General features: G+C 41.2%; 18 protein-coding genes. 6 read left to right on the forward strand and 12 right to left on the reverse strand.

Annotated elements, in window-relative coordinates:
* Nucleotides 1–165 precede the first annotated feature (165 nt).
* The 3 genes from ACW689_RS04190 to ACW689_RS04200 all read left to right on the forward strand — a co-directional run bounded on the left by ACW689_RS04190 (nucleotide 166) and on the right by ACW689_RS04200 (nucleotide 6,339).
* Nucleotides 166–1,905, forward strand: coding sequence for a DUF4153 domain-containing protein (locus ACW689_RS04190; protein ID WP_476288652.1), 1,740 nt, complete (start codon nucleotides 166–168; stop codon nucleotides 1,903–1,905).
* Between the two features lie 198 nt (nucleotides 1,906–2,103).
* Nucleotides 2,104–4,731: a hybrid sensor histidine kinase/response regulator gene (locus ACW689_RS04195; RefSeq protein ID WP_476288653.1), complete on the forward strand. Its 2,628-nt coding sequence runs from the start codon at nucleotides 2,104–2,106 to the stop codon at nucleotides 4,729–4,731.
* Nucleotides 4,732–4,989: 258 nt separating this feature from the next.
* Complete coding sequence (locus ACW689_RS04200; protein ID WP_476288654.1) at nucleotides 4,990–6,339, forward strand: MFS transporter; 1,350 nt, start codon at nucleotides 4,990–4,992, stop codon at nucleotides 6,337–6,339.
* Between the two features lie 21 nt (nucleotides 6,340–6,360).
* Here ACW689_RS04200 and ACW689_RS04205 read toward each other — a convergent pair whose 3' ends face one another.
* Both ACW689_RS04205 and ACW689_RS04210 read right to left on the reverse strand, forming a co-directional pair.
* Nucleotides 6,361–8,127: a hypothetical protein gene (locus tag ACW689_RS04205; protein ID WP_476288655.1), complete on the reverse strand. Its 1,767-nt coding sequence runs from the start codon at nucleotides 8,125–8,127 to the stop codon at nucleotides 6,361–6,363.
* Nucleotides 8,128–8,224: 97 nt separating this feature from the next.
* Nucleotides 8,225–9,694 (reverse strand): flavin monoamine oxidase family protein, encoded by a 1,470-nt coding sequence (locus ACW689_RS04210; protein ID WP_476288656.1) that lies wholly within the window; start codon nucleotides 9,692–9,694, stop codon nucleotides 8,225–8,227.
* Nucleotides 9,695–10,029: 335 nt separating this feature from the next.
* On the opposite strand from ACW689_RS04210, the gene ACW689_RS04215 reads away from it, so the two are divergent.
* Nucleotides 10,030–11,364, forward strand: a complete 1,335-nt coding sequence (locus tag ACW689_RS04215; RefSeq protein WP_476288657.1) for a dicarboxylate/amino acid:cation symporter — start codon at nucleotides 10,030–10,032, stop codon at nucleotides 11,362–11,364.
* Between the two features lie 63 nt (nucleotides 11,365–11,427).
* Here the strand turns inward: ACW689_RS04215 and ACW689_RS04220 are convergent, their stop codons facing one another.
* The 6 genes from ACW689_RS04220 to ACW689_RS04245 all read right to left on the reverse strand — a co-directional run bounded on the left by ACW689_RS04220 (nucleotide 11,428) and on the right by ACW689_RS04245 (nucleotide 17,038).
* Nucleotides 11,428–12,327 (reverse strand): PhzF family phenazine biosynthesis protein, encoded by a 900-nt coding sequence (locus ACW689_RS04220; RefSeq protein WP_476288658.1) that lies wholly within the window; start codon nucleotides 12,325–12,327, stop codon nucleotides 11,428–11,430.
* Nucleotides 12,328–12,895: 568 nt separating this feature from the next.
* Nucleotides 12,896–14,011, reverse strand: a complete 1,116-nt coding sequence (locus tag ACW689_RS04225; protein WP_476288659.1) for an ATP-binding protein — start codon at nucleotides 14,009–14,011, stop codon at nucleotides 12,896–12,898.
* Nucleotides 14,012–14,250: 239 nt separating this feature from the next.
* A complete protein-coding gene (locus ACW689_RS04230; RefSeq protein ID WP_476288660.1) occupies nucleotides 14,251–14,820 on the reverse strand; it encodes a flagellar basal body FlgE domain-containing protein in 570 nt (189 codons plus the stop codon).
* Nucleotides 14,821–15,053: 233 nt separating this feature from the next.
* Nucleotides 15,054–15,602: a GNAT family N-acetyltransferase gene (locus ACW689_RS04235; RefSeq protein WP_476288661.1), complete on the reverse strand. Its 549-nt coding sequence runs from the start codon at nucleotides 15,600–15,602 to the stop codon at nucleotides 15,054–15,056.
* Between the two features lie 244 nt (nucleotides 15,603–15,846).
* Entirely contained in the window at nucleotides 15,847–16,572 is a 726-nt protein-coding gene (locus tag ACW689_RS04240; RefSeq protein ID WP_476288662.1) for a hypothetical protein, read from the reverse strand.
* A 19-nt stretch (nucleotides 16,573–16,591) separates the two neighbouring features.
* Nucleotides 16,592–17,038, reverse strand: coding sequence for an N-acetyltransferase family protein (locus ACW689_RS04245; protein ID WP_476288663.1), 447 nt, complete (start codon nucleotides 17,036–17,038; stop codon nucleotides 16,592–16,594).
* A gap of 317 nt (nucleotides 17,039–17,355) precedes the next feature.
* Here ACW689_RS04245 and ACW689_RS04250 point away from each other — a divergent pair, with 317 nt between their 5' ends.
* A complete protein-coding gene (locus ACW689_RS04250) occupies nucleotides 17,356–17,844 on the forward strand; it encodes a hypothetical protein (protein ID WP_476288664.1) in 489 nt (162 codons plus the stop codon).
* On the opposite strand, the gene ACW689_RS04255 is transcribed toward ACW689_RS04250, so the two are convergent.
* The 3 genes from ACW689_RS04255 to ACW689_RS04265 all read right to left on the reverse strand — a co-directional run bounded on the left by ACW689_RS04255 (nucleotide 17,841) and on the right by ACW689_RS04265 (nucleotide 21,465).
* Nucleotides 17,841–19,031: an anhydro-N-acetylmuramic acid kinase gene (locus ACW689_RS04255; RefSeq protein ID WP_476288665.1), complete on the reverse strand. Its 1,191-nt coding sequence runs from the start codon at nucleotides 19,029–19,031 to the stop codon at nucleotides 17,841–17,843. The genes ACW689_RS04250 and ACW689_RS04255 overlap by 4 nt on opposite strands.
* 16 nt (nucleotides 19,032–19,047) lie before the next feature.
* Nucleotides 19,048–19,452 carry a hypothetical protein gene (locus ACW689_RS04260; protein ID WP_476288666.1) on the reverse strand — a complete coding sequence of 135 codons (405 nt, stop codon included), beginning with the start codon at nucleotides 19,450–19,452 and terminating at the stop codon, nucleotides 19,048–19,050.
* 69 nt (nucleotides 19,453–19,521) lie between these two features.
* Nucleotides 19,522–21,465, reverse strand: a complete 1,944-nt coding sequence (locus ACW689_RS04265) for a RecQ family ATP-dependent DNA helicase (protein ID WP_476288667.1) — start codon at nucleotides 21,463–21,465, stop codon at nucleotides 19,522–19,524.
* A gap of 125 nt (nucleotides 21,466–21,590) precedes the next feature.
* On the opposite strand from ACW689_RS04265, the gene ACW689_RS04270 reads away from it, so the two are divergent.
* A complete protein-coding gene (locus tag ACW689_RS04270) occupies nucleotides 21,591–23,108 on the forward strand; it encodes a phospholipase effector Tle1 domain-containing protein (protein WP_476288668.1) in 1,518 nt (505 codons plus the stop codon).
* Between the two features lie 15 nt (nucleotides 23,109–23,123).
* On the opposite strand, the gene ACW689_RS04275 is transcribed toward ACW689_RS04270, so the two are convergent.
* Nucleotides 23,124–23,807 carry a substrate-binding periplasmic protein gene (locus tag ACW689_RS04275; protein WP_476288669.1) on the reverse strand — a complete coding sequence of 228 codons (684 nt, stop codon included), beginning with the start codon at nucleotides 23,805–23,807 and terminating at the stop codon, nucleotides 23,124–23,126.
* Nucleotides 23,808–23,857 lie beyond the last annotated feature (50 nt).

Below are 23,857 nucleotides of genomic sequence, written 5' to 3' on the forward strand. Positions count from 1 at the left end.
CGGATAAGCGTTTTGGTAGCTCGCAATAGAGAGGTTACAACCCACCGATTTACGAACAAAGATTTATTGTTTGTAAATCGGTTGGGACAACGCAGCCTCGCTCATTTAGTGTTAACCTACACCAGCATAAAATTGTATTTTTAGTTCATATTAAAGGAAGACACTTTGGATACTACGACATCTGATTTTGATCAAAGCCAGGGAAAATGGCTATTACTCGTCGCATTACTTCAAGGCTTAGGGTTGCTGCTGTTACACCAATCACATAGTTTCGAATGGCCTATCTCGAATTCGCCCGCTTGGCTCTTAGCCTGCTACGCCGCATTGTTAACGGGACCATCAATTTTGATTTATGGTGTCACTATTGAAACGCCACGAAACTTCTATACGATCACGATGCTTTATACAGTCGTGGCATTCTTGCTAGGCATGTACACTGGAAGCCAACTGCTTTATCCAGAGCGCCCAGATTTGCCTATGCATGGATTTGGTTTTGCGACCATCATGAGCTTACTCACCTTCAAAGTATTTGTGTTCGCCGCTTCCATGCGTAACCAAGCTGAACAATGGCACGTAAGTTACGAGTTGTTATTTGAAAATACCTGTCGTCTCATCATCACCCTATTTTTAGCCACCATATTTTCATTGGTAGTCTGGCTTGTTATCGTACTTTGGGCCGAGTTGTTTGGCTTGATCAATATTGAGCTGTTTAAAGACATATTTTACGAGCCTTGGTTTGTTTATCCCGCGCTATCACTCGCCCATGCCATTGGCGTTTTAAAAGTGCGCAGTAGCAACAAGGTCGTCAATACTGCAAATCACTTGATCCAAACATTATCACTGGCAATATTACCGCTGCTGGTGCTACTCAGTACGGTCTTTCTTGTTGCGCTTGCAGTGCAAGGGCTTGATCCTCTGTGGGAAAACGGCGGCAGTAATCTCGTGTTTGTATTAACGGCTTTAGTGTTATTTACCCTTAATTTGGCGTTCCAGCAAGGAGATTGTGCACCGAAAATGCCAAAGCTTGCCTACCAAATACTCATCATATGCCTCGCTCTTTTGCCTGTTTATATGGGGATCAGCGGCTATGGCTTATGGCTTAGAGTGGAGCAATATGGCTTGAGTATAAGTCGGTTGTGGGCAGTGTTTATGTGGGTGTTTTTAACGCTCTATGTTACCGGTTACAGCATCAGTATCATAAAAAACAAACTTGCTTGGTATCGCTCGCTTGCTCCAATTAATACCCGACTAGGGCTGTTGCTCATTGCTGCCCTGTTAGTCAGCCAATCGCCTCTTTTGGACTTTAAGCATCTCAGCGCACAAAACCAATTAGCGCGAATTCACAACGGCACTACCAAGGTGGATGACATTGATGTCTATTACTTTGCAAACGACTTAGGCAAAGCTGGACGCGAAGCATTGTATGAAATTGATGCACATTATAGCGACTCAAATCCAAAGCTAGGCGTTAGGATTAAAGCCGCATTGGCAAATCAAACTGCAGATTCTGCAGCAATCGATGTCATGGATGCGCTCATTGTTAAGGGTGGCTTACTGGCGGAACAAATACCGCAAGATTTACGCTCAGCTTTGCAGGCTTATTCAACGTCAAACCCTGTGCCTATCGCCGCTAGCAAGGGGGTTTATTTAATTCCCGTAGAGTTGAACAATGACGACGTGTTCGAATACTTATTTATTATTGAAGAAACGGATTATGCGCAAATACTCTTATTCTTCAAAGAACAAGAAAGCTGGGAATATCAAAACATGGAGTTTGGATTCAATTCAAAACTCAGTCGCATAGAGATTATTGAGGCACTTCTTAACGGAGATTTCAGTGTTGAACAACCTAAGTTTATGGATATAAAAGTCGAAGACACCCACTTAAGACAAGTTAATTTCTAGCAAATCGATTGCGCTGGCGCACAGCCCGCGCATATCCGTGCATCACCTAGCATTTTAGTGAATATCTATTAGACTTAAATTTGTCTCATTCGCCAGGATGCTGCCACCACTCTAATGACTCATAAAGCATTTTTTAACACCGCAAAGCCCAAATGGTTTTATGTTTACCTTGCCTTAGCTTTGTTTAGTATATTAACTGTGTCAATCAGCTTATATCTTAACAGAGAGATCATTGGCATTTACCATGACACGGTAGAAACCAACAAGCGCTGGGCCAATCTAAAATCACTGATTGCGCAGTTAAATCAAAAAGCTTTAGCGACCAGTGCGCCCGGCAACAACATATTTGATTCATTCCAAATAAACTTAGAACGAATTGCCTACAAAAAAGCGAAATCGGAATTCATTCATCATCTAGAAAAAGTGAAACATCACATTAGCCAGAGTGATTTACTGAAAACCCCGAGCGAGCAGTTAAGCTTTGTTCATGCTGCATATGAAGATTTTGAATTACTCGATGAACAAGTACAACTGGTATTTTCTAAGTTTGACCCAAAGGATACTACCCAGTCTGCCATGCATATGTCAGCAATGGACAGACACTATGCCGCTGTTTCAAAAGATATTTCAACTCTCTCAGAACAAATAAGATCATTACAAGTTGCTGACTTTGAGTCTGAGCTGCACATGGCCCAGCAACTTAAAGCGTTTGAAGTCATTGTTGCTGCCTTAGCTATCCTTATGGTGCTTGGCGCAATTTTTTACGCCTATATTTTAATAAGGCAAATCAAACAAGATGAAGCACAACATCTTAAATCAGATATTGAACTAAAAACCATCTTCTCTGCCGCCATCGATCCTATGATAGTGATCAACGACAAGGGCACAATTCAATCCGCCAATGAAGCGGTGCAACATGTGCTAGGCCATAACCCAGCTGAGTTGGTCGGCAAAAACATATCCATACTTGCGAGCATAGAGCACAGAGAAAAACATGATGACTATATCAAACAATATTTGAAAACCCGAGAAGCTAAAATAGTGGGTAAATCAAGAGAAGTGACAGCCTGTCATGCGGATGGTCACGAAGTGCCCATCATTTTGAGCATCAGCGAAATGTTGCTCCCCAGTGGTATTCAATTTGTGGGCACGATTCACGATATAACCGATAGAAAAGAAGAAGAAGCGAGACTACGCAAATACGCGACCGAATTGGAACAAGCTAAGCTCCAAGCAGAGAAAGCCAATGCATTGAAGTCAGAATTTCTTGCTAATATGAGCCACGAAATAAGAACCCCAATGAATGGCATCATGGGCGTTAATCGACTGCTGGCTGAATCAGGATTAACAGATGAACAAAGTCGCTATAGTGATATCATTAAGAGCTCTTCGGAATCATTGCTGACTATTTTGAACGACATCTTGGACTTCTCTAAAATCGAAGCTGACAAACTCGAACTGGAAGTGATTGGTTTCAATATATACTCACTTTTGGAAGAGATAGCCGAATTACTCTCCATTAAAGCCAGTGATAAACAAATTGAAGTCATATTAGGCATTGACCCTGATATTCCACCTTTCATTAAATCAGACCCAGTTAGGTTACGACAAATCATCAGCAATCTCACTAATAACGCTTACAAATTTACGCAAAGCGGAAACATTACCATTCAAGCGTTTTTAAACAGTAAAAAAGAGCGTTATGTTGATATTGAAATATCAGTATCTGACTCTGGTTTAGGCATTGAAGCCGACGTTTTGGAGACCATATTTGATAAGTTTTCACAAGAAGACAACTCAATAACAAGAAAGTTTGGTGGCACAGGCCTAGGCCTTGCGATTTCCAAAAAGCTCGCCAATATGCTCGGTGGCGATATAAGTGTTAAAAGCACCAAGGGTGAAGGGTCAACATTTTCCTTCAATATACAAGGCGAAGCCTGTGAGCAAAGTCAAAAAGAGTTTGAAGACAATGCGCTACCTAACTTAGCAAACACATCAGTGTTATTTGTTGATGATAATGAGATTAACTTGCAAATATATACCCAGTTACTACAAAAAAGAGGCGCACAGGTTACCGCTTTGAGTGATCCGACCTTAGCATTTGCAGAGTTTGATAAACACAATTTTGACGTCATTATTCTCGACTACATGATGCCCGAATATGATGGCTTATCCTTGTGTAAAAAAATCAAACAACATAACCCAGCAATGCCAATCGTTTTGCTGTCTTCAGCAAAGGTTGAGATGGAAATACTCCATGACGCGAAAGTCAGTGGCTTTTTATTAAAGCCAATCGAAAGCCTAAAAGTAGATTATTTCATTGAACTGTTGCTACAACAAAAAAGCTGCAACTTTATTGAATTGAAAGATATTTATAGTGTGAAAAGTAAAGCGGAAGAGGAACTTAACACTCAACCTGAAGATGAAATATCCAGTTTGGATATATCCTTACTGCTTGTGGAAGACAATGCGGTTAATCAGATTGTCGCGCGTTCAATGCTGGAAGGTTTCGTCAAACACATAGCCTTAGCACGTGATGGCGAGGAAGCAGTAGACATGTTTAAGAATAACCGCTACGACGTGATATTAATGGACGTGCAAATGCCAAAAATGGATGGTTATACAGCCACACAAGAGATCCGTAAAATTGAAGTTCAGGAACAATTAGAAAAAACGCCCATAATTGCCCTTACCGCTAATGTAATGAAAACCGACGCACAAAAGTACTTTGATGTGGGCATGGATGATGTGGTTGGCAAACCAATTGTCAAAGAACGGTTGATTGAAGCGGTATATAAAGCATGCTCAATTGATGTGATTAATTGATATGATTAATTAACCTTAGCTGTACATAAACGAAACTACCCAATAACTCTCATTCCCTCATTCTCTCTATGTAATAAAGAAACATTAAACATCATGAGCACAGTCAAGAAATACGGCTATTATCTCGAATGTGGCCAATGTCCTTCGTCGTACATATTCGCGAACAGTTCGCTTCTTTTTGCTTGGTTTTATTAGCTTTAATCACTACTATTAGTAACTTAGCAAGCTATCTTCAACACACTTTTTTAGGCTAGCATTATGAAGTCATTTCCATCTTTGTATTTTACTAATCTCTTTCTCGTTGGTGGGACTGGTCTTCTAACCACATACTTAGCACTGTATTTAGGCCAGCACAGTGTGTCGACTTTTTGGATAGGATTACTAACCTCTTGTTATTACCTAGGCCTTTTATGCGGCTCTAAATTAGGTTATTACCTTATCAAATCGGTTGGCCATATTCGTGCTTTTGGCGCTTGTACCGCAATCGTCACGGCCTGTGTTGCAACGCATGGGGTTAGCGACAATATATATTTATGGCTTGTGCTGCGCTTTATTGTTGGTCTTGGCATGATGTGTAATTACATGGTGTTGGAAAGCTGGTTAAATGAACAAGCGGCGCCTGAGCAGCGTGGCCGAGTTTTCTCTTTTTATATGCTGAGTTCGTATCTGGGCATGGTAGCAGGTCAGTACACACTCTCTCACTTTCCTGAGCTTGGCTATGCACCACTATTTCTCATTTGTATTGCCGTGTCTATTGGCATAGTGCCTATTTCAATAACTCGTCGGATCCACCCTAAACCTCTCAAGCCAATTCAAGTGAGTATGTTTGAGTTTGTAAAAAAAGTGCCTCAATCTCTCACAGCAGTGCATTTTGCAGGCATCATCAATGGCAGCTTTTATGGTCTAGCTCCTACATTTGCCAGTAAAGCAGGCTTTGATGCGACAGAAATTGCAATGTATATGTCTGTAACAATATTCGCCGGACTCGTTGCACAATGGCCAATGGGGATTATTTCGGACAAAATTCGCCGTAGTATTTTACTGCGCTCAAATGCAGTGATCATTGGCTTAACTTCGCTGGCATTGTTTTTCTTGCCAACCCAAGCGCCGCTAAGTTATGTGCTGACATTCATATTTGGGCTCTTTGCATTTACCTTGTATCCACTGTCTTCTGCCTTGGCTAATTCTCGTGTTGACGATGAGCATAGAGTGGGCGTGTCTTCAGCGTTACTCGTAGCGTTTGGGTTGGGTGCATGTATTGGTTCGGCGCTTTTAGCACAAGTAATGACCTTTTTTGGCCACCACGCACTTTATGCTTCTTTTGCGGTTTTAACCATCATCATGTATTCGCTATTAACTTATATCAATGCGAGACAAAAAGCAGAAAAACCAGAGCCCAGCGATTACGTGGCAAGCCCTTCAGATATTACCAACTCACCCTTGGCAGCGACGCTAGACCCTCGTATCGAAGAAAAAACAGCGCAAGAACAAATGTTGATTGTCGATGGTCATATCATCAATACTGATATTTTCAATGACGAAATCGAAGATGAAGCAGAAAACGAGCAACCAAAAGACGAAGTTGAAGAAAAAGAAGTGTGTAAATAAACCCAAATTGTAAAGGGTAGCTTATCGTAAGCACTCTATTTCGATAAGCTGACTTGGCTTTGGTAACGTCAATGCGGGTAATTGTTTGATCAACTTGTCGTACAGTACCCTATCATTACGTTTTATCGTAAATAGCATATTACTGTGTAAATCGCTGAGCTGTGTATTCTCAATCAAACTATTCAAGGTATTGATTGGGATTGCATCCCCTTGTCGATAATTACTTATCACAAATAAAGCAAACCAAAGCGGGTCAATATCTGTATCACGGCCTTTAAGCGCCAGCCCTTGAGACATCAAAAATGGGATCGTTTCATCATCATAAACATCACTTCGTAAACTTTTATCCATTACCTGTGCAATCAATGAAAAGCCCATAGCGTTGGTGTTTTTTAACTGGTACAAGTACTTGCTTAAAAGTTGCTTCTTTTTCTCATGGGGCAGATGGTATATCAGCGAGTAAAAGTCACTATTTTCAGGGATAAGTCCATGCGTTTGTAGCTCATGTATTTGTTCAACGCTGGGTTTAATACGACTAAAAACAAGCTCGTAAAGCATGGTTGATTCATACTCATCGAGGTGTGGTAATAGCTTTGCTAGCGCTTCCTTTTGATGCCATATAGAGTCATAGCTTTCTAAGCTGTTTAGCTCCACGCCATACCTACTCATCGCACTATTGAGGGCATTAAGGGAAAACATATAATCACGCTCTGGACATAAATAACGACTGATAGCTAACCAATTTGAAGGGAGCTTTGTATCAACTTCAGATGACTTAACCTTTTTAATTAACAGCGAGTCATCGATGAGTGTATCATCACAATAATCACTCATCTGTGGTATATCACTTTTCTCAAAGTATTGTGCTTTTATGTTTTCAATGCGTGCTTGAATTTGCGCATTGGGTTTAAACTGAGTTTTATAGACGCGCGTTACTTCACGTGCACTTTTATCAGCGACTAACCCTTTCAACGACTGTTCAATTGGACTTACAGACACTTCACCCACAACATATAAAGGCGCTAATTCAAATAAAGCAGCCAATAGCTGACCCGATTGCACAGGTGGCAGTGCACCAATTAACAACATATTGTTCAAATTGCGAAGTGGATGTGGGAAAAACATCGGGTTGTCAATCAGCTCTTTTAACCGGCTAATTGCAAACATCGCCCGTTGAACATCACTTTTTTGCAACGCTTGCTCAAACTCCCCCTGCCAAAGCGCCTGTTCGATGTCCGGGTATAAATTGAGTTGACTATGTACATCAAAGTCAGGTGTGTAAGTCGTGACACGATAACTGGCTAGGTTATGTAGATACATCTTGCCAGGTTCTCTTTTAGTATTATATTCCAGCGCATTCAACTGTCGAATAAGCTCATGATGCAACTCGTGATAACGAGACAGGCTATTGACCTGTTCTACCCACTCAATTGCTCTGTTATAGCCATATATTGAAGCCAATGTACTAGCTATTTGGGTTTTGTCAGTACCGTCAAAATACCATCCTATGGCCTTGGCTTGTACAAAGCTTACTTGCAATCTTTGCAGATAGTGCTCGACGTGTTTCAGTTTCGGGCAACTTACCTGACTTGCTTCATGGGGGGCGGGAACATAGTTTGTTCTGCTTGTCGCAAGCGCAGAACTTACCTCAACATTCATTTGTGGGCGAACAACAGGAGTCTGATCAATACAACACACTTTTTGGGAATTTTGATAGAGTATTAGGCCAACCGTGAGCCCAAGTAGAATAATGAGCAACACACCAAGTAAGCGGTTTCTTCTTCGCATAATTAAGTCTGTTTCTCCTGCAACTCATTTAAGCTTATCTTAGTCTTGGTAAAATGGTAGCGCTTCCTAAATAATGAAAACCCTACCAAAATTGAGTTTACAGACCAAGCTCGCTGATCTGTTGAGCAACTCGTACACCACTTCTAACAGCACCTTCCATGTACCCTAAATAAAGCGTGTCGGTATGTTCACCCGCAAAATAAATGCGCCCAGTTGGTTGCTTAAACAAATCCCAATATTTTGTAACTTGGCCTGTGCCATAAGCCAAAAAGCCACCTTTCGTCCATTCTTCATTAAGCCAGTTTTGTGCTTTTGCCTCGACAAAGTAGGCTGACGAACCTGGGTACATAAGCTCAATTTCAGCCAAACGCGTATCGATAATTTGCTGGTCGCTCCAATGCTTTTGCATCGAGCTGAAATCACCTGAAGTATAAGCGATTAATATACCACCTTCACCACCTTGACGCTCAGTGGTTTCCCACGTCCAGCCTGTCGGTAAGCTTGCAACGACGGTATCCCCGCCTAGGTTTTGCTCCAACCAAAATCGTTTGCTGTAACGAAGAAGTACCTTGGAGTGAGTTCCGTAGTTAATCTTACCCGCAGCATCCGTCATTACTTCAGGTAAAGCCGGAGAGAAATTGATTTTGTCTAGGACTTTAAGCGGGACGGTGACTACTATCACATCAGACGTATATTGTTGCATGGTGATTGTGGTAACAGTAATTTTTCCCCCCTGCTGAGTTATATCAGTAACAGCTTGGTTTAAAACAATCTCGCCATCAATGTTATCAGCAAAAGCTTTGGTCATTGCACGTCCGCCTTTCAAAAAACGAAACGATTCAATATCATCATCTGAGACATTTTCATAAACCTTGGCATACTGTGCCAAGTGCAGCAGTGATAACTGACTTGGTTCGTCAAATTCACCACGCACAAACTGCTCGGCCAGTTGGTAAGCTGGCGAGTGAAGTTGTAATCCGTCTAACCAACTTTTGACACTCATTTGGTCATACTGTTTGGCTAACTCTGAATTAGCTGGGTGTTCAGGATCTGACACAGCAGCAGCTAAGAGACTCATCTCATCATAAAATCGGTTCACATCAGTCACAATTTCGCTATTAAAATTGTTGTCAAAATCACTGTAGCTCACCAGCTGACCGTCAATGTAGTATGCCCCCGCTTCAATATCACCTGAATATCCGGTATCAGCAAGTTCAACATTAAACAAACTAGCGTAGCGATGAAGTTCTTTATGGACAGTAACCCCATCAATAAACTCCCCACCAACCTCACCTGTTTGACTGCCCATTTCGTAGGTTGCAACGCGTCCACCAATACGATCACGCGCTTCAAGTACTGTGACTCTAAAGCCTTGCTGTTCAAGCTCATAAGCAGCGGTTAATCCAGATAACCCCGCACCAACAACAATAGCATCTTTACCCTTAAAAATTGGCTTAGGGTCATCTGAGACCGTATAACTTTTGTTACCACCACATGCACTCAATAAGGTTGTAAACAACACTCTAGTTATAAATGTTCGGAAAAAATCCTTTTCCCAAAACTTCATGAAAATTCTCCTAAAAGTTAAATGAATGGATATGTGTTTTTTAAATAAATACGCAAGGCTGAATGACAGTGTCTGGAATACTCAGATTTAATAAACAAAATCATCCATGATCCTTTTTATTCTCAACTGTACAAAATTAAGGAACAGCTTCGAAAGGTAATTTTAATTTAACAGTCTGTAAATGCAAATTTTACTTTTGAGTAAAGTGCGAAAAGAAAATATATCGGCTGCGATGTTCGCTAAACTTAGCACCAACGCTGAAGTTTTGATATTGGTCAAGATACTAACATTTTGTTATTGATATGATTTACGCGAAACCATGTAAGGATAAAATCATGAACCTTCCCAGCCCTGTTCACCAATTATTGCAAAAAAAGATGCTATGGCTGCAAATTGTTATTGCCCTCATATTGGGTGTTTCTATCGGGCTGTTGCTATCGCCTAAAGGTGCAGCGTTGATAAGTGAAAGTAGTGCAAACCAAATTGCTCAATGGGTTGCCTTACCAGGAAAGGTTTTTCTTGCCCTTATTCAAATGGTGGTTATTCCTTTAGTTATGTCATCCATCATTTTAGGGGTGGCTGGTAACAAAGACACCGAGTTTTTAAAAAAAGTGGGGTTACGTATTTTTCCCTACTTTGTCACAACAACATTTATCGCCGTTTGTATTGGCCTTGTCGTAGCAACATTCATAAAGCCTGGTAATTACGTTGATAGCCAATTGTTAGTTGCTCTAAATGCTCAAACGACAGAAGTCGCTACACAACAGCTTGCCCCTAAAAGTATTCCCGAAAGAGTTGTTTCGATCATCCCCGAGAATATTACCCAATCTACTTTAAATAAAGATATGTTCGCCGTGGTGATGTATGCAGGGTTCATTGGTGTTGCACTGACTGCCCTAACCATTAAACAAAAAGTACTACTGCTTGATTTAACTGAAGCAGCGCAGTCGTTATCATTACAAGTTGTTAACTGGGCAATGTTGCTGGCCCCTTTTGCCGTATTTGGTTTGTTATGTGATATTACCATTCGTATTGGTATTGATGCATTAGTAGGCGTATCCGCTTATGTTGGGACTGTCATTTTAGGGCTGTTACTATTACTCGTCGTCTACCTGCTACTGGCTACGCTAATTGGCAAGCACAACCCGTTACGATTTCTATCAGTAATTAAAAGTGCTCAGTTATTAGCATTTTCAACTTCAAGCTCAGCTGCGGTGATGCCGCTATCAATGCGTACCGCCGAACATCAGCTTCAAGTTAAGAAGCCTATTGTTCAGTTTATCGTGCCATTGGGCGCCACAATTAACATGGACGGGACTGCCCTTTATCAAGTCGTAGCCGCTATTTTTCTCACTCAGGTTTTCGGGATCACACTCACCGATAGCCAAATTGTTTTACTCATTTTAACCACTGTTGGTGCATCTATTGGTTCTCCCAGTACGCCAGGTGTCGGCATTGTGATATTAGCGTCAATTTTAACCAGCTTCGGGGTACCCGCTGCTGGCATTGCTCTGATCCTAGGCGTAGACCGTATTTTAGATATGTGTAGAACCGTGTTGAACGTTACTGGCGACCTGACGGCTTGTGTTGTGATGAATCGATGGCTTGAAGGACATATTCAAGAACCAGAAATAGCTGACATCAATGAATCATCCCCAGCCAGTAGCTAAGTTTTAATACCATGATGCTGCCCTGCTCAAGATGTATAGCAGCATCATGGCAGCTAAGCGTTACTAACAATCCAGTGTTATATTTTCAGTGCTTACTAGCTTTGCCATTCCGCCGACTAATGGGCCCATGCTTTCATCATCCTGCAGATGAGCGCTAATCAAAGAGGGACTGCCCATCGCCACACCTTGTAAAAATTGAACTTCGCCGTGAACTAAATTGGTATAACGATGTAAATATGCGACCAATGCGCCACTGGCACTGCCCGTCGCACTCTCTTCGGGTATTTGCCAATGAGGCGCAAAATTTCTAGTATGAGCAGCATGGCAGTCTTGTTCATCACACAGTTCAAAGACATGGATACTCGCAAGCTCATGCTGCTGACAAAACGAGGACATCGCTTGTTGATTGATCGTTAAGTTGTTCAATGTACCGCGTTTCACTGGCAGTAGTAGATCTGGCAAACCGGTATCAACAACTTGGATTTTCAAGTTTTGCTCAACAAAATCAACATCTGGCGTTAAAAACAATGGTCTAACATCACAGGCAACAAACTCTTGACCAAACTGCGGCGCTCTCTGCTGCATGGTAATTTTCTCACTCGACTCAACTTTGACAGCCACAGTCCCAGCTTTAGTTTGTTGAAGGTATGTACCAGCCTGGATCTGTTTTGTACTATACAAATGATGCGCTACTGCAAGCGTTGCATGACCACAAAAATCAACCTCTTGTGTCGGCGTAAAAAATCTAACGCTGTAACCTTGATGATCTATATCGAATACAAAGGCCGTCTCCGACAACCCCATTTGCTGCGCAATCATTTGCATCGAACGGTCACTTATTCGTTCTCTCACCAACACTACGCCTGCTGGGTTACCGCCTTGTCTTTGATGCACAAACGCATCCACAACATAAACTGTCACTGATTTGGGTTTGTTTGAGCTACTTTCGGTGCAAATGGCCACTGTGAATCACCTTGTTGTTTTTTACTTATGTGCTTAATGTGGTTTTTAAGTCCGGTAGGTCGGCATAAGCGAAGCGCCATATGAGTTGGAAACGTTTGATTTTATTTTAAACAACCAAAGTGAGTTGTTTTAATCAAACGTTTATTTTCCCATGCGCTCAACTTTTCTCTGTAATAAACTAATGCGCGTATTGAGCTGTTTAAATGTGTGTTGTGAGTAGTAGTAATTCAGGAAGAATGCGACAAACCCCGAGCACGCTACGCCAATCATAGGATCAATAAATACCATGAGAGCAACCACAAGTGTAAAAAATGCAAAAACTAGAACAAAGTGATGCATTGCGCCAAATAGTTTTCGATTCCCGCGCTCAGCCCTTTTTATACGTGTATCTATATCCATCACTCAAAATCCAGTTTTACTGTAAATTTACCGCTTTTCTATAACGTTCAATCAATAAGAGAGCCTAAGCTCGTTAGTCAACTTACCATAAATAACAAACCACCGTACCCATTACAAATAATTTTTAATGAAATTAACGCAATTATTTTTTTGTTTTCAAAGTACTCATTCAATCAATCATCTGAGTTTCTATGTATTTAATAAAACCCGGAGATTCAATGTAGTATTTATCGCCATACTGAGAGATCACAGTCATCGTTTTCAGTTTTTTTACACTAGTTTGCACCGTGGAAGACGTAACTTTCCTTCCTGTTAACTGGACCAAATACTCTACCATCTGAGCACTATAAAGCGCGTTATTACCTTTTTTTATTTGCCGTAATACTTCAATATCAATGTCTCTGAGACGTTTTTTAAGATTTTCAAAATTTCCATCTTGGATCATCAAGGCTTTGATGTAATCCGTACCTTCTTTGAGCGATGCCTGATTAGCCATAAGATAAGTGACGAGCTTCATCATCCAAAAAGGCGATTTGTCAATTTCTTCATAAAAATCATTTAGTGCCAACGGGTCATACTCTAAATTGAAGTGATTTTTCAATATTCTGCAACAATGCCGTATAAACTCTTCGTCGAGCCTAGGAAAATCGATCATAAAGGCTGAATCATAAAATGGTTTGTCTTTATCTGAAAACATGGCATTGACGCCAGAGCGGCTAGATCCAGCAAATACCACGCAAATATCACTGTATGTATCTAACGCGGTACGCAGTGCATGTTGCACAGATAAAAACTTGTCTGAAGACGCTAAGTGCTGAATTTCATCAATAATAATAATGACTTTGTCACCGCATTTTTTAAATAATGCTTCAACCAATTGGCCAATTTTAAATAACTCAGACTCACTGGGCTTGCGCGCATCTTTGTCGCTAAATTCTATGGTTGCCTTGCCAAATACGTTATTACCCACCTCGAGCTTTTTAATTTCACTCTTCGCTAAATCACTCAATCTCCCTTTAACCGATTCATTTAATGCACTGAGCGTATTGCTCAGCGACTGAGTGATGGCTAACGTGGGGCTGTCAGGCTCCCCCCACAAGTTGATGTAAACAGGAATAAAACCATTATCGATTGCGATGGGGTACAAGTCTTTAAGCAAAAAAGTGGTTTTTCCAGTTCGGCGCACATCGAGCAAAGCTATCCGGCTCACAGCCCCTTGATAAACCGTTTGTAAGTATGACTCTGCTAGCGCTTTACGTTGAAAATGCCAATTGATCTTTTTCATGACGTGTCACTCTGATATGCACCATTATGTTTGATTATGCACAGTATACATAATCAAACATAATAGACCATAAGTCTTTTGTTTAGATCAAACAGCACATTAAAAAATATAGAAATATAGCTAAAATTGCACTGTGGTAACTACCACCGAACAGGGGAGAGGTCAAAGGTCGAGTGTTTAAAGAGTAATCGTGACAATACGAGTGCATCATCAACGACTACTCATGAGAGGGCTAGATGTTATCTACAGCCGTTAACGCCTAACTCTTTTACAGCAAAGTACGTATCAAAGCTGGTTGTTTCACCACTGTAAAAGTCAAATTCAATTTTTTGCTTAAGTCTTTGAGGTGAAGTTATCACGGTATTTAATAGATAAGGTATTTGCCTTACAAACTGCCCATTTGCATCAAACTCAATAGACGCTTTAGTAACGCCAGAGCCACCCAGTGCACCCCCTTCAATATTCACCAATTCATTATCTAGGCTAAAATATGCATCCCATTTTAGGTTATCAACTCGCAATAGGTATATTTGCAACAACTGCTGACTTCCATCTCGTGTGCAAACATGAGTTGCAGTGCTTGCGTTGTAACTTAATACATCTTCTGGAGTAAAGTTTTGCGTATCCAGTATTGGCGCAAAGCGACCTGATGGTAAATTAAACCCCAGCTTAACCTTTGACGTTCCCAAATAAAGGTTTACCGGAGAGCTTTTATCTAGCATTCTAAAATCAGACACTTGCTCCGATGATGAGCTGTTAAAAGAAGCGGTGGCGGCGACCATAAATAATGGTAAAAGTAGTTTTTTCATTTCTTCATCCTTAAGTTTTACTGAGCAAATAAATTACGGTTACAAAAAACGAATGATTGTACCCAAAAATAAATCTGCGATCGCAATATAACAATTAGGAATAAGTTATACAATTAAAATAGACAAACGTATGCTTTATAAATAATTTCCGCTAACTATACGTAATGATGTTCATATTGATTTAGCAACAGACAGTAAAAAACTGAAAGGCTATTCGTCTCACTCTATAACTTTTAACACTCAGATCTACAAAATTCAGAGCATAATAAAGCGTATTGGTATTCATCACCCCAAGCGCCTTTGAAAAACACATTTTTCTTAAAGTGCGCTTCTCGGCGAAAGTCTAATTTTTCCAAGGTTTTATAAGAAGCTACATTACGCACATCGGCAGTCGCGACAACTCGGTGCTTTTTAAGTTCGTAAAATAAGTAGTGTAATAAGGTCTGGATAGCTTGCGTGGCAATGCCTTTGCCTTGAAATGCAGGGTCAACGGTAAAACCGACTTCAACTTGAGCATCATCAATAAAATGCACAGCGAGATCCCCCACTAAGTTATCCGTTTCAATATCCGCAATGGCTAATTGATACCAACGCCCTTCGGTACCAAAGCTAGAATAATCCATGCCCGCGAACAGCTCTAGCGCATTTTGGTAGCTATAGTCACTCCAGTTCTGATATTTAGCCACACTGGCCTGTGCGCGATAATCGGCGAACCGCTGCAAATCCTTGTCTTCAAAAGCTCGAATTACGACATTGCTTGTTTTTAATAATGGGGGATACATCTTTAGTCCTTGATATAAAATGCGAGTGATAGAATAAACTTAATTTGTCAGAGTCGCTAATTAGGACTTTTTAGACCTGACTGATGGATATATGTCATAAACGAGCCTTCAACGCGTGCATCTACACTCCATAGGGTAGCGCCTTCGGCTTAACAAATCGACCTTTTGACGTAGATTGGCATAAGGCGCGCAGCGCCGCCAACCGACTAGAAACAACCCGACTTACCGCGTTATAAAAATACGCTTAATTGGGTTTTCGACGTATATTGGCGATACACTCTACACGCTTTAGGTGACCTTGTTTGGTTAAAACTTGCGAGCCACTGGGATAACTATTGATAAGTAAGTCACCATTGCTCAACAACCAAGATGACTGCGGTTTTCCGATTAAACCATACAATGGTTCAATTTTATCGTTTGGATTAATCAAGCTAACGCGCCCTTCATTGGAGCTCATATGCGCTAAACCTGACGTAACCACAACACCAAATGGCATTTGATAAATGTCTTCAACATTCATGTTGTCTAACAAAGTTATATGGTTACGCTCGTCAATTTTAAGCAACTCTCCGCCAAACTCACCAAAATTTGTGCCAATGAAAATATTGCCCCCTAAGGTCACAATCCAAGAAGGTTGAATAATGTGCTTTTCAATAACAACTTCGTCGGTTTCTTGTTGATATGAGCGAACGGGTAGAGTTTTGCTAAATTTGCCCGTACTTCTATCAACAACCTCCAAAATCCAACGACGGTGTATTGCTGGCGTATCAGGATAAGCCTGTTCACGCTTGTTAAAAAACTCTTTAAGAGAAATATCTAGCGTCTTTTTGCTAACGTTCCCTTTGAATTCAGTTTTATAAGGCGTGAGTAATGGGTTATGTTCTTCACAGTCTATTTTCTCAAACACACTGGCCGAGCAGGTTGAAGTGATGCTTAGAAATACAAAGATTAAGTGTTTTATCTTGGTCATTCGCTGCTTCATAAATGCTTCAAAGACTAATGTTTAGTTGCTTCACAAAGCATATTTTGCTTTGCTGAGGAGTACCTTTGTCTTCATATCCTTCTATCTGATAACCTTGGGAGATAAGCAGTTGTAGCATGGCTGGAAACTGATTCATCGACTTAACACTGATAGAATGAATATCGTTATCAACTGCCCACTTTTCTTGACGTTTAAGGAGCGCTTTGGCAATGCCTTGACCTCGATAGTCAGGGTGAACTGCACCAGACCAACTATAAAGTTCTGATTCTGAAGTTAGATACCCTAGTTTGTACCCCACTTTTTTGTCGCCGTCAAAAGCCACCAAAACCAAAAAGCGTTTACCTGCAAGCCGTTGTGTTATCTTTTCGAGATTATTCTTTTGGTGAAATTCTGGCACCTGTGCATCAATGTCCAGCACGTCTGCTATCGACCCTTCGCAATAGGTGATATTCATTTTAATACCTCGAGCAACATCCAAATGAGGTAACTTAATGCAAATCATGCTTACAGTCTATGCCCAAAAAGCGCACGGACAAATTCAGGTGGATCTTTAATTGCGCCACAACATCTCCAACGATGCTCACTGAATATTTCGTATACACCCAAATTCACAACACATGAATATAGAGTTTTGACTCCACTTAGTCCCTACATCATTAACAAGCAATGAAAAAATGCTACAAATTTGTGGCTTATTTCTCCAAAGTCATAAAAGTGTCATTTTGATCATTAATAATGCGCTCCACTTAAAATTAACCAAACCATTTGAAAATGACACAACCACCAGTACTGCTCAGTTTTTCAGCTCGTGCTTTAGATGAACACGCCGAAGATCAGGCCTGTTTACACGCGCTGCAGTACGATACCTTACAACTAAAGCACACATCGACAGGTACACCTTTTTTATGTGAACTGCCTTTCGATGCACAACTCGGTGACACCATTGCCTTATCCGCAACACCTGTCACTGGACGCACAAGCAGCTTCAACGCCGAGGTCAGTTTGACTAAGCAGACGATTGAAAATGGCCATGCAAGCTTATTGATGCAAGGAGAAGGTGAGTCTGGCGAGTATATTGTGCAATTAAGTCTAGTGGGTCGTCATGGAATGGTTAAAAATACGGTTGAATACAATGCTTTCATTCAGTGTGTTCAAGCAAATGATGATTTCCCCAACCTTAAAGAATCGCCATCACATATTGCATCTGTCGTTAAACGTCATACCGCAAACCTGATGGCGTCTTTACTTGCTATTTTCTAATCGGGAAAACTTACTTTCCCCATTGTTACTTGAGGCACGTGTGAGCTTTGACGACTACTTGCCGTGCCACTTAAGCACTCATTGGCTAACATAGCGAACAAAACCGCTTCTTTCGCATCGGGGTGAATACCAAGCGTATCGCTACTGTGCAGTGTCACATTGTCATTTAGCAGCTTAGCCACTTGTGTCATAAGCAAAGGGTTATGCACTCCACCGCCACTGCTATACACAACAGTTTCACCCTCAGCTAACTGATTTATATGATGAGCAATTTCCTTTGCCGACAAAGCATTAAGCGTTGCCATGACATCTTCGTGGCTTAATGACCGTGTTTTTGATTTAAATTGCGCATCTTCTAGCAAAGATAAATTAAATACCTCAGGTCCGGTTGTTTTTGGTAAAGCTCTTTCGAAAAATGGGTCACTTTGCAATGCAGCCAAGAGTGCTTGACTAACATTGCCTTTTTTTGCAACTAACGCGTCATTGTCAAAAGGCTGATTAAAATGTTTGCGCATGTACGCATCCATAATCGTGTTTCCAGGACCAATATCGGAACAAATAATCTCGTCCAATTCTGAATTTTTGGGCAAATAAGTGAAATTAGCAATACCACCCATATTTAGCAAAATACGATTTTCATGCTTGCTTGCAAAGTAATAATAATCACCATAGCGAGCAAGCGGCGCACCTTCTCCACCAGCAGCAATATGCTTTTGTCTAAAGTCAGCTATCGTTGTGATCCCAGTCGTCACGGCAATATGATCAGCATCACCTATTTGCAAAGTACCATTACCAAATTCGCTGTAAGCATGTTGATGATGTGGGCAGTGGTAAATAGTTTGCCCATGGCTGGCTATTACATCAACGTCATCGGGGTTCACCTCCCATGCTTTTAAGCACTGATTAATAAGCTGCCCGTGATAGTTGCCTAACCACGGGTTTAGCAAGGTGAGATACTCTAGGTCAACCTTATCTTTAGCAAATACGTTTAAGATTTTGTGCTTGATATTCTGCGGGTAATCACAAGTCGTAAAAGCCAAAACATCCACTTGTGTTTGCTGGCCACTCCCTGAGATCCTGCATAAGGCAACATCCAGTCCGTCCAATGAAGTACCGCTCATCAAGCCAATAATGAGTCGTTCTTTCTTTGCTGCACTATTGGCTAATTTTGCTATATGTGAATGCACTGTTTATCACTTATTTTTAGTTTTCAGAAGTATACACACTAATCAGGGGGTAGTCGTGTTTGCCAAACTCGAGCGTTACCGTCAAAGATTCTCCACCGTCTAAGGCATATTTTTGTTTCAACATCGTCGGCGCGACACGCTCTCCATTGGCTAATAACGCCAATACATGATCCGCTTCAAAAAAACGCTTACCGCTGGCCATATTTTTTACCGTCACCAAGGCGGCTCGTTCACCGTCTTGAGTACTCATAGGGTGATAAACCTGCAATATAAAATCACTCGACTTTGGATATTGTCGAGCTTCATTTTCAAACGCGTTGGGTGGTACATTGGCAACACTCACATCGAATGTATACACATTTTGCTGCGCCAACAATTGGCTACTAAAAAACAGTATTAAAAACGAAAAATATCTTTTCATATCAGCACTCATTAAATACAAAAGAAGCAAAATAGCGGCACGCACCTGAACCTTCTATGAGCATGCACGCTAAGAAAATCCCAGTTTTTCTACCTTGTCAGTCACTTGTGCAAAGCGCACGCCTTCACAACAGCCAAAACCTGGCAGTTGTTTTAGTTTATATTGCGAGATGAATGGGGTCGTAACCCCCGTGAGAAAACGAATTATAGTATCTTTACTTACAGAAACATTGCCTTGCCTAAGGTGTTTTTGTAAAGCAAAAATAGTGTCGCGTAAGGTGTCATCATCTGGAATTTCAATAGATTGACTCACTGACAATTGAGCAACATCACCACGGCAAACACTACAATGACCACACGCATTCGGCACATTTTTATCGTCAAAGTAAAAGGCGAGATTAGCACTTAAACAGCGGTCTAGTTCAAAGAAACGGATCATGGCAGCAATGCGCTTAAGCTCCGCTTGCTCTTTTTCTTTAAAATAGTGATAAAGAGTGTCAACCAAGCCTATTTGCGACATCTTTGCGACATTCACTTCGTAGACTTGTACCATGCGTTTACTTTCCAGCTCGATCAGGCCTTTTTCATGTAAATAGTCCAGTGCTGCAACAACACGATCACGTTCAAAGCCTGAATTAACAAGGGCCTGCATGTCTAGAGTGCCCCATACCTTTTTAAATTGTGTATGCGCAAACACTTGCTGTAAAAATGCCTGTCTCTGCGCATCAAATTGGCTGAGCACTTTGTTTTGTACCGTAATGAACTTGTATCTAAAGTCTGCGTAATAAGCATATTTAGCTTCCAGTGCCCCTGCTAGCTCTAACTGCACTAACAGGGTTTTAAGAGCCAATAAACGAATATTACTGCTTTTAGATAACGGTAGCTCTTGTACTTCCCACTTACCGTTTGTTTGTTCACTCAAACACTGCACAATAACAGCTTCAATACCGGCACGCTCTGGCGTATCACCATAAACAAAGTTTTCGACCGTAGGCACCCCGTCTAGATTAGCAAGCACTGTACATCGCGCATATTGACCATCTCGCCCCGCTCGGCCTATTTCTTGACTGTAGTTTTCTATGGATTTGGGTAAATCATAGTGAATAACAAAGCGGATATCCGACTTATCAACGCCCATGCCAAATGCAATCGTTGCCACAACTACTTGCAATTGATTGTTCATAAACTGCTGTTGTACCTGGCGACGTAGGTCATCATCAAGCCCTGCATGATAAGCGGCAGCTTTGATCCCAGATGCTTGTAACTGTTTTGCGACCTGTTCGGCCTGTTGTTGCAAGGTCACATAAACTATACCCGCTCCCTGATCAGAACGTATTTGTTGAATAAGCATGGGTAGCTTTTGTTGTTCTTGTGCACTTAACACGGCTAAGTCTAAGTTAGGTCTGTAGAAACCAGTTTGAACTATGTTTTTTTGTTCAATGTCAAATCGCTTAGCCATATCCATCTTGACTTTTTTGGTGGCAGTCGCGGTTAACAAAAGTGCCAGTGGAATATTCAGTTCACGTCGGTACTGCGGTAACTTTAAATAATCTGGCCTAAAGTTATGGCCCCATTCAGAAATACAATGCGCCTCATCAACCACCAGCATAGATACCGGTACTTGCTTAATAAATTCTCTAAAACGTTCGTTTTTAAAGCGCTCTACCGAGACCATTAGAATTTTCACATCACCTTTTCTTACGCCTTGCATTACGGCCTGGCTTTGTTCTCGAGTTTGGCTCGAATCTAAACTCGCCGCATTGATACCTTTAGCGGCCAAAAATGCGATTTGGTCCTGCATCAAAGCCAACAGTGGTGAAACAACCAGCGTCAAATTAGGCAAATGTAATGCAGTTAATTGATAACACAACGACTTACCCGATCCGGTTGGGAAAATAGCCAGTGATGAATTTCCTTCAAGAAGTCCTGAAATAGTTTCTGCTTGTCCGGGTCTAAAACTGGCAAATCCAAAATGTTGCGATAAGCTTTCTAGCAACTGCTGTCCATGCTCCATGGTGTGGTCTCAATGGGAAGAATGTTTGACTTAAAAGTATCACACTTTGTGTTTAGCATTAACCCAATTCGTGCAGTAAAAATATGTTATTAGCAACTACCTACTTGCTCAAAAAGGAGAAAACCATGTCTAGTCCTTCTGAATCGTCACTTTTGGTTTTTAGCTTTGATGGCACAGGTAGTGAACCCAGGGATGTACAACAATACAGCGCCGAGCAATTTAAAGAAGACTGTGAAATAAGTAATGTGCTTAAACTTCATTTGTTTTTAGGCGGACGCATTCACCCTCAGGCACAAAGTCACTTTGCCAATCAACGCTGTTTTTACTACAGCGGGATAGGTAACCAAGGCAGTACGGTAAAAAAAGTTTTAAACCAAATACTGGCACCTCTAAGTAGTGATGTGGGAAGTATTTTGTCACAAGCTATGCAAGACTTTGAAGCGCATTACCAAGCAGATGATAAGGTACTGTTAATTGGTTTCAGTCGCGGTGCGGCTTTAGCGCGCAGATTTGCTAAATGCCTTGAAAAACATATCAATAGCAGTGTTTATTTATGTGTATTCGACACCATAGCATCAATTGGTTTTAGTAAAATAACCAAAGCGACTTGTGGCACTGAGCATGTTATTTTTTCAGAACATGATGTAGCGAATAATGTAGAAGCAGCGCTACATTGTGTCAGTTTAGATGACAAACGCAGAGCGTTTGAAGCTACGTTGTTTAATCAAGCACCACAAGTGCATGAAGTGTGGTTTGCTGGTAGTCATTCAGATATCGGGGGCGGATTTTACCGTAGTGGTTTATCCGATATTTGTCTTCGTTACGCAATCGAATGGCTGCAAACTCTGTCGATCTCCATTGAATTACTTACCCGCGACCAAATTAGCTACGCAAGCTTGTTACCACATGATGGCGCTTTGCTCATTGACGCAGACGACTTGGCTATTACACCGGATGCGCTTGCACCTAGCCACCAACATGATTATTTTTGGAGTAATATTAATTTCAAGGCAACCAATCGCCTATGTGTCGTGATGAAAGATAATCAAATAAGTGATGAGCCGCCCGTCATCCATCACAGTGTTGCAAAAAGGATATATCACAACAGCAGTTACAGACCAGAATCATTAAAGGGACTAGACCATCTACTTGAGTACGCAAATGGTGAAACCTTACTATGCAAAGGTCTAAACCCACATTTAGAATTACCCACCCAACAACTCAATATTTTGCAAGTGGGTGAGCGTCGACGCGTTAAAGTATTTGCCTGCGAGCTATACAATCACACAGGGCTCTGGTTAGAAAAAGGCGCGACCTATCGCATTAACCCAATCGACGATCAAGTATGGTACGACAAAGCAGAGAAAGTGACAGCCAGTGGTTGGCAGCGAGCCAACAGAACTCTTGGAGTGAAGCAGTTGCCGATGGAAATGATGGAGCCCTACAAACGTTTGCCAGGCAGACCTTGGTTTTCGTTAGTTGGCTGTATCAATGCCGACGACCAACACGCTTTTTCACTTAACGGCGGCGGAGATATCAAAATTAATCAACATGGCGAGTTTACCCCGTTTGCCAACGATATTATTTGCGATTATGGACTAAACCGAGGTGCAATAGAATTGGAGGTAACGCGATTAGGGTAAGGTGCTGCCCTTCATTTAGTCTTGTGCCGCCTTACCCAAATACTTTTCTTCAATTTTTTTAACAAGGTTGGAGGTATGGGCAATAGCTTGGTTTATTTTTGCCACTTGCTCTAGGCTAAATGCGTTTTTATTCAACATAAAATGGATTCCGTTATCATGAATAACGTATGGATGTATTTGCAATGTTTCATAGCCCAACTGGTTTTTGTAGTAAATCCCACTGGCTTCATCCTCAATCAAAAAGTCGACCCGTCCCCTACGCACCAACTCCATACGTTGCTCCAAGCTAGCTACTTCAAAGTAGTTATTGCGATACTTTTCAACACGAAGTATTTCTAACAACTCTTGCCCATAGTATGCCCCCGGATTTGCAGTAAATAGGTAATCAGCCGCAAATAACTGAGCCAAACTATTAATTGAGTCTAATTTATCAAGAGTAAACAAACGCATTTTTTCATTGCGATAAACTGCACTAAAAAATGCAATTTCAGCCCTTTGGTCGTTATAACTAGCAGAAGGCAATATGTCGATAAAACCTCTTTCCAACTCTGTAATGCCGCGCGCGGAAGAGGGCAAACGTACATACTTTATGCACATACCTGCAGCTGAAAACACTTGCTGTGTGGCTTCTACATCCAGTCCAAAATAGTGTTCACCCTCATACATAACATAAGGCGGCCATGCTGTTCCAACACCCACTTTATAAGTGCGCTCACAAGCATGCGATAAGAATGTTATAAAAATGAAAG

It is taken from the genome of Pseudoalteromonas sp. ABE4_541, from assembly GCF_056312285.1.

Excerpts from the sequence above, each read along its gene's own strand:
- ACW689_RS04200 (WP_476288654.1), top strand. The coding sequence starts at position 4,990 with ATGAAGTCATTTCCATCTTTGTATTTTACTAATCTCTTTCTCGTTGGT.
- ACW689_RS04205 (WP_476288655.1), bottom strand. The coding sequence starts at position 8,127 with ATGCGAAGAAGAAACCGCTTACTTGGTGTGTTGCTCATTATTCTACTT.
- ACW689_RS04210 (WP_476288656.1), bottom strand. The coding sequence starts at position 9,694 with ATGAAGTTTTGGGAAAAGGATTTTTTCCGAACATTTATAACTAGAGTG.
- ACW689_RS04215 (WP_476288657.1), top strand. The coding sequence starts at position 10,030 with ATGAACCTTCCCAGCCCTGTTCACCAATTATTGCAAAAAAAGATGCTA.
- ACW689_RS04225 (WP_476288659.1), bottom strand. The coding sequence starts at position 14,011 with ATGAAAAAGATCAATTGGCATTTTCAACGTAAAGCGCTAGCAGAGTCA.
- ACW689_RS04230 (WP_476288660.1), bottom strand. The coding sequence starts at position 14,820 with ATGAAAAAACTACTTTTACCATTATTTATGGTCGCCGCCACCGCTTCT.
- ACW689_RS04235 (WP_476288661.1), bottom strand. The coding sequence starts at position 15,602 with ATGTATCCCCCATTATTAAAAACAAGCAATGTCGTAATTCGAGCTTTT.
- ACW689_RS04240 (WP_476288662.1), bottom strand. The coding sequence starts at position 16,572 with ATGACCAAGATAAAACACTTAATCTTTGTATTTCTAAGCATCACTTCA.
- ACW689_RS04245 (WP_476288663.1), bottom strand. The coding sequence starts at position 17,038 with ATGAATATCACCTATTGCGAAGGGTCGATAGCAGACGTGCTGGACATT.
- ACW689_RS04250 (WP_476288664.1), top strand. The coding sequence starts at position 17,356 with ATGACACAACCACCAGTACTGCTCAGTTTTTCAGCTCGTGCTTTAGAT.
- ACW689_RS04260 (WP_476288666.1), bottom strand. The coding sequence starts at position 19,452 with ATGAAAAGATATTTTTCGTTTTTAATACTGTTTTTTAGTAGCCAATTG.
- ACW689_RS04265 (WP_476288667.1), bottom strand. The coding sequence starts at position 21,465 with ATGGAGCATGGACAGCAGTTGCTAGAAAGCTTATCGCAACATTTTGGA.
- ACW689_RS04270 (WP_476288668.1), top strand. The coding sequence starts at position 21,591 with ATGTCTAGTCCTTCTGAATCGTCACTTTTGGTTTTTAGCTTTGATGGC.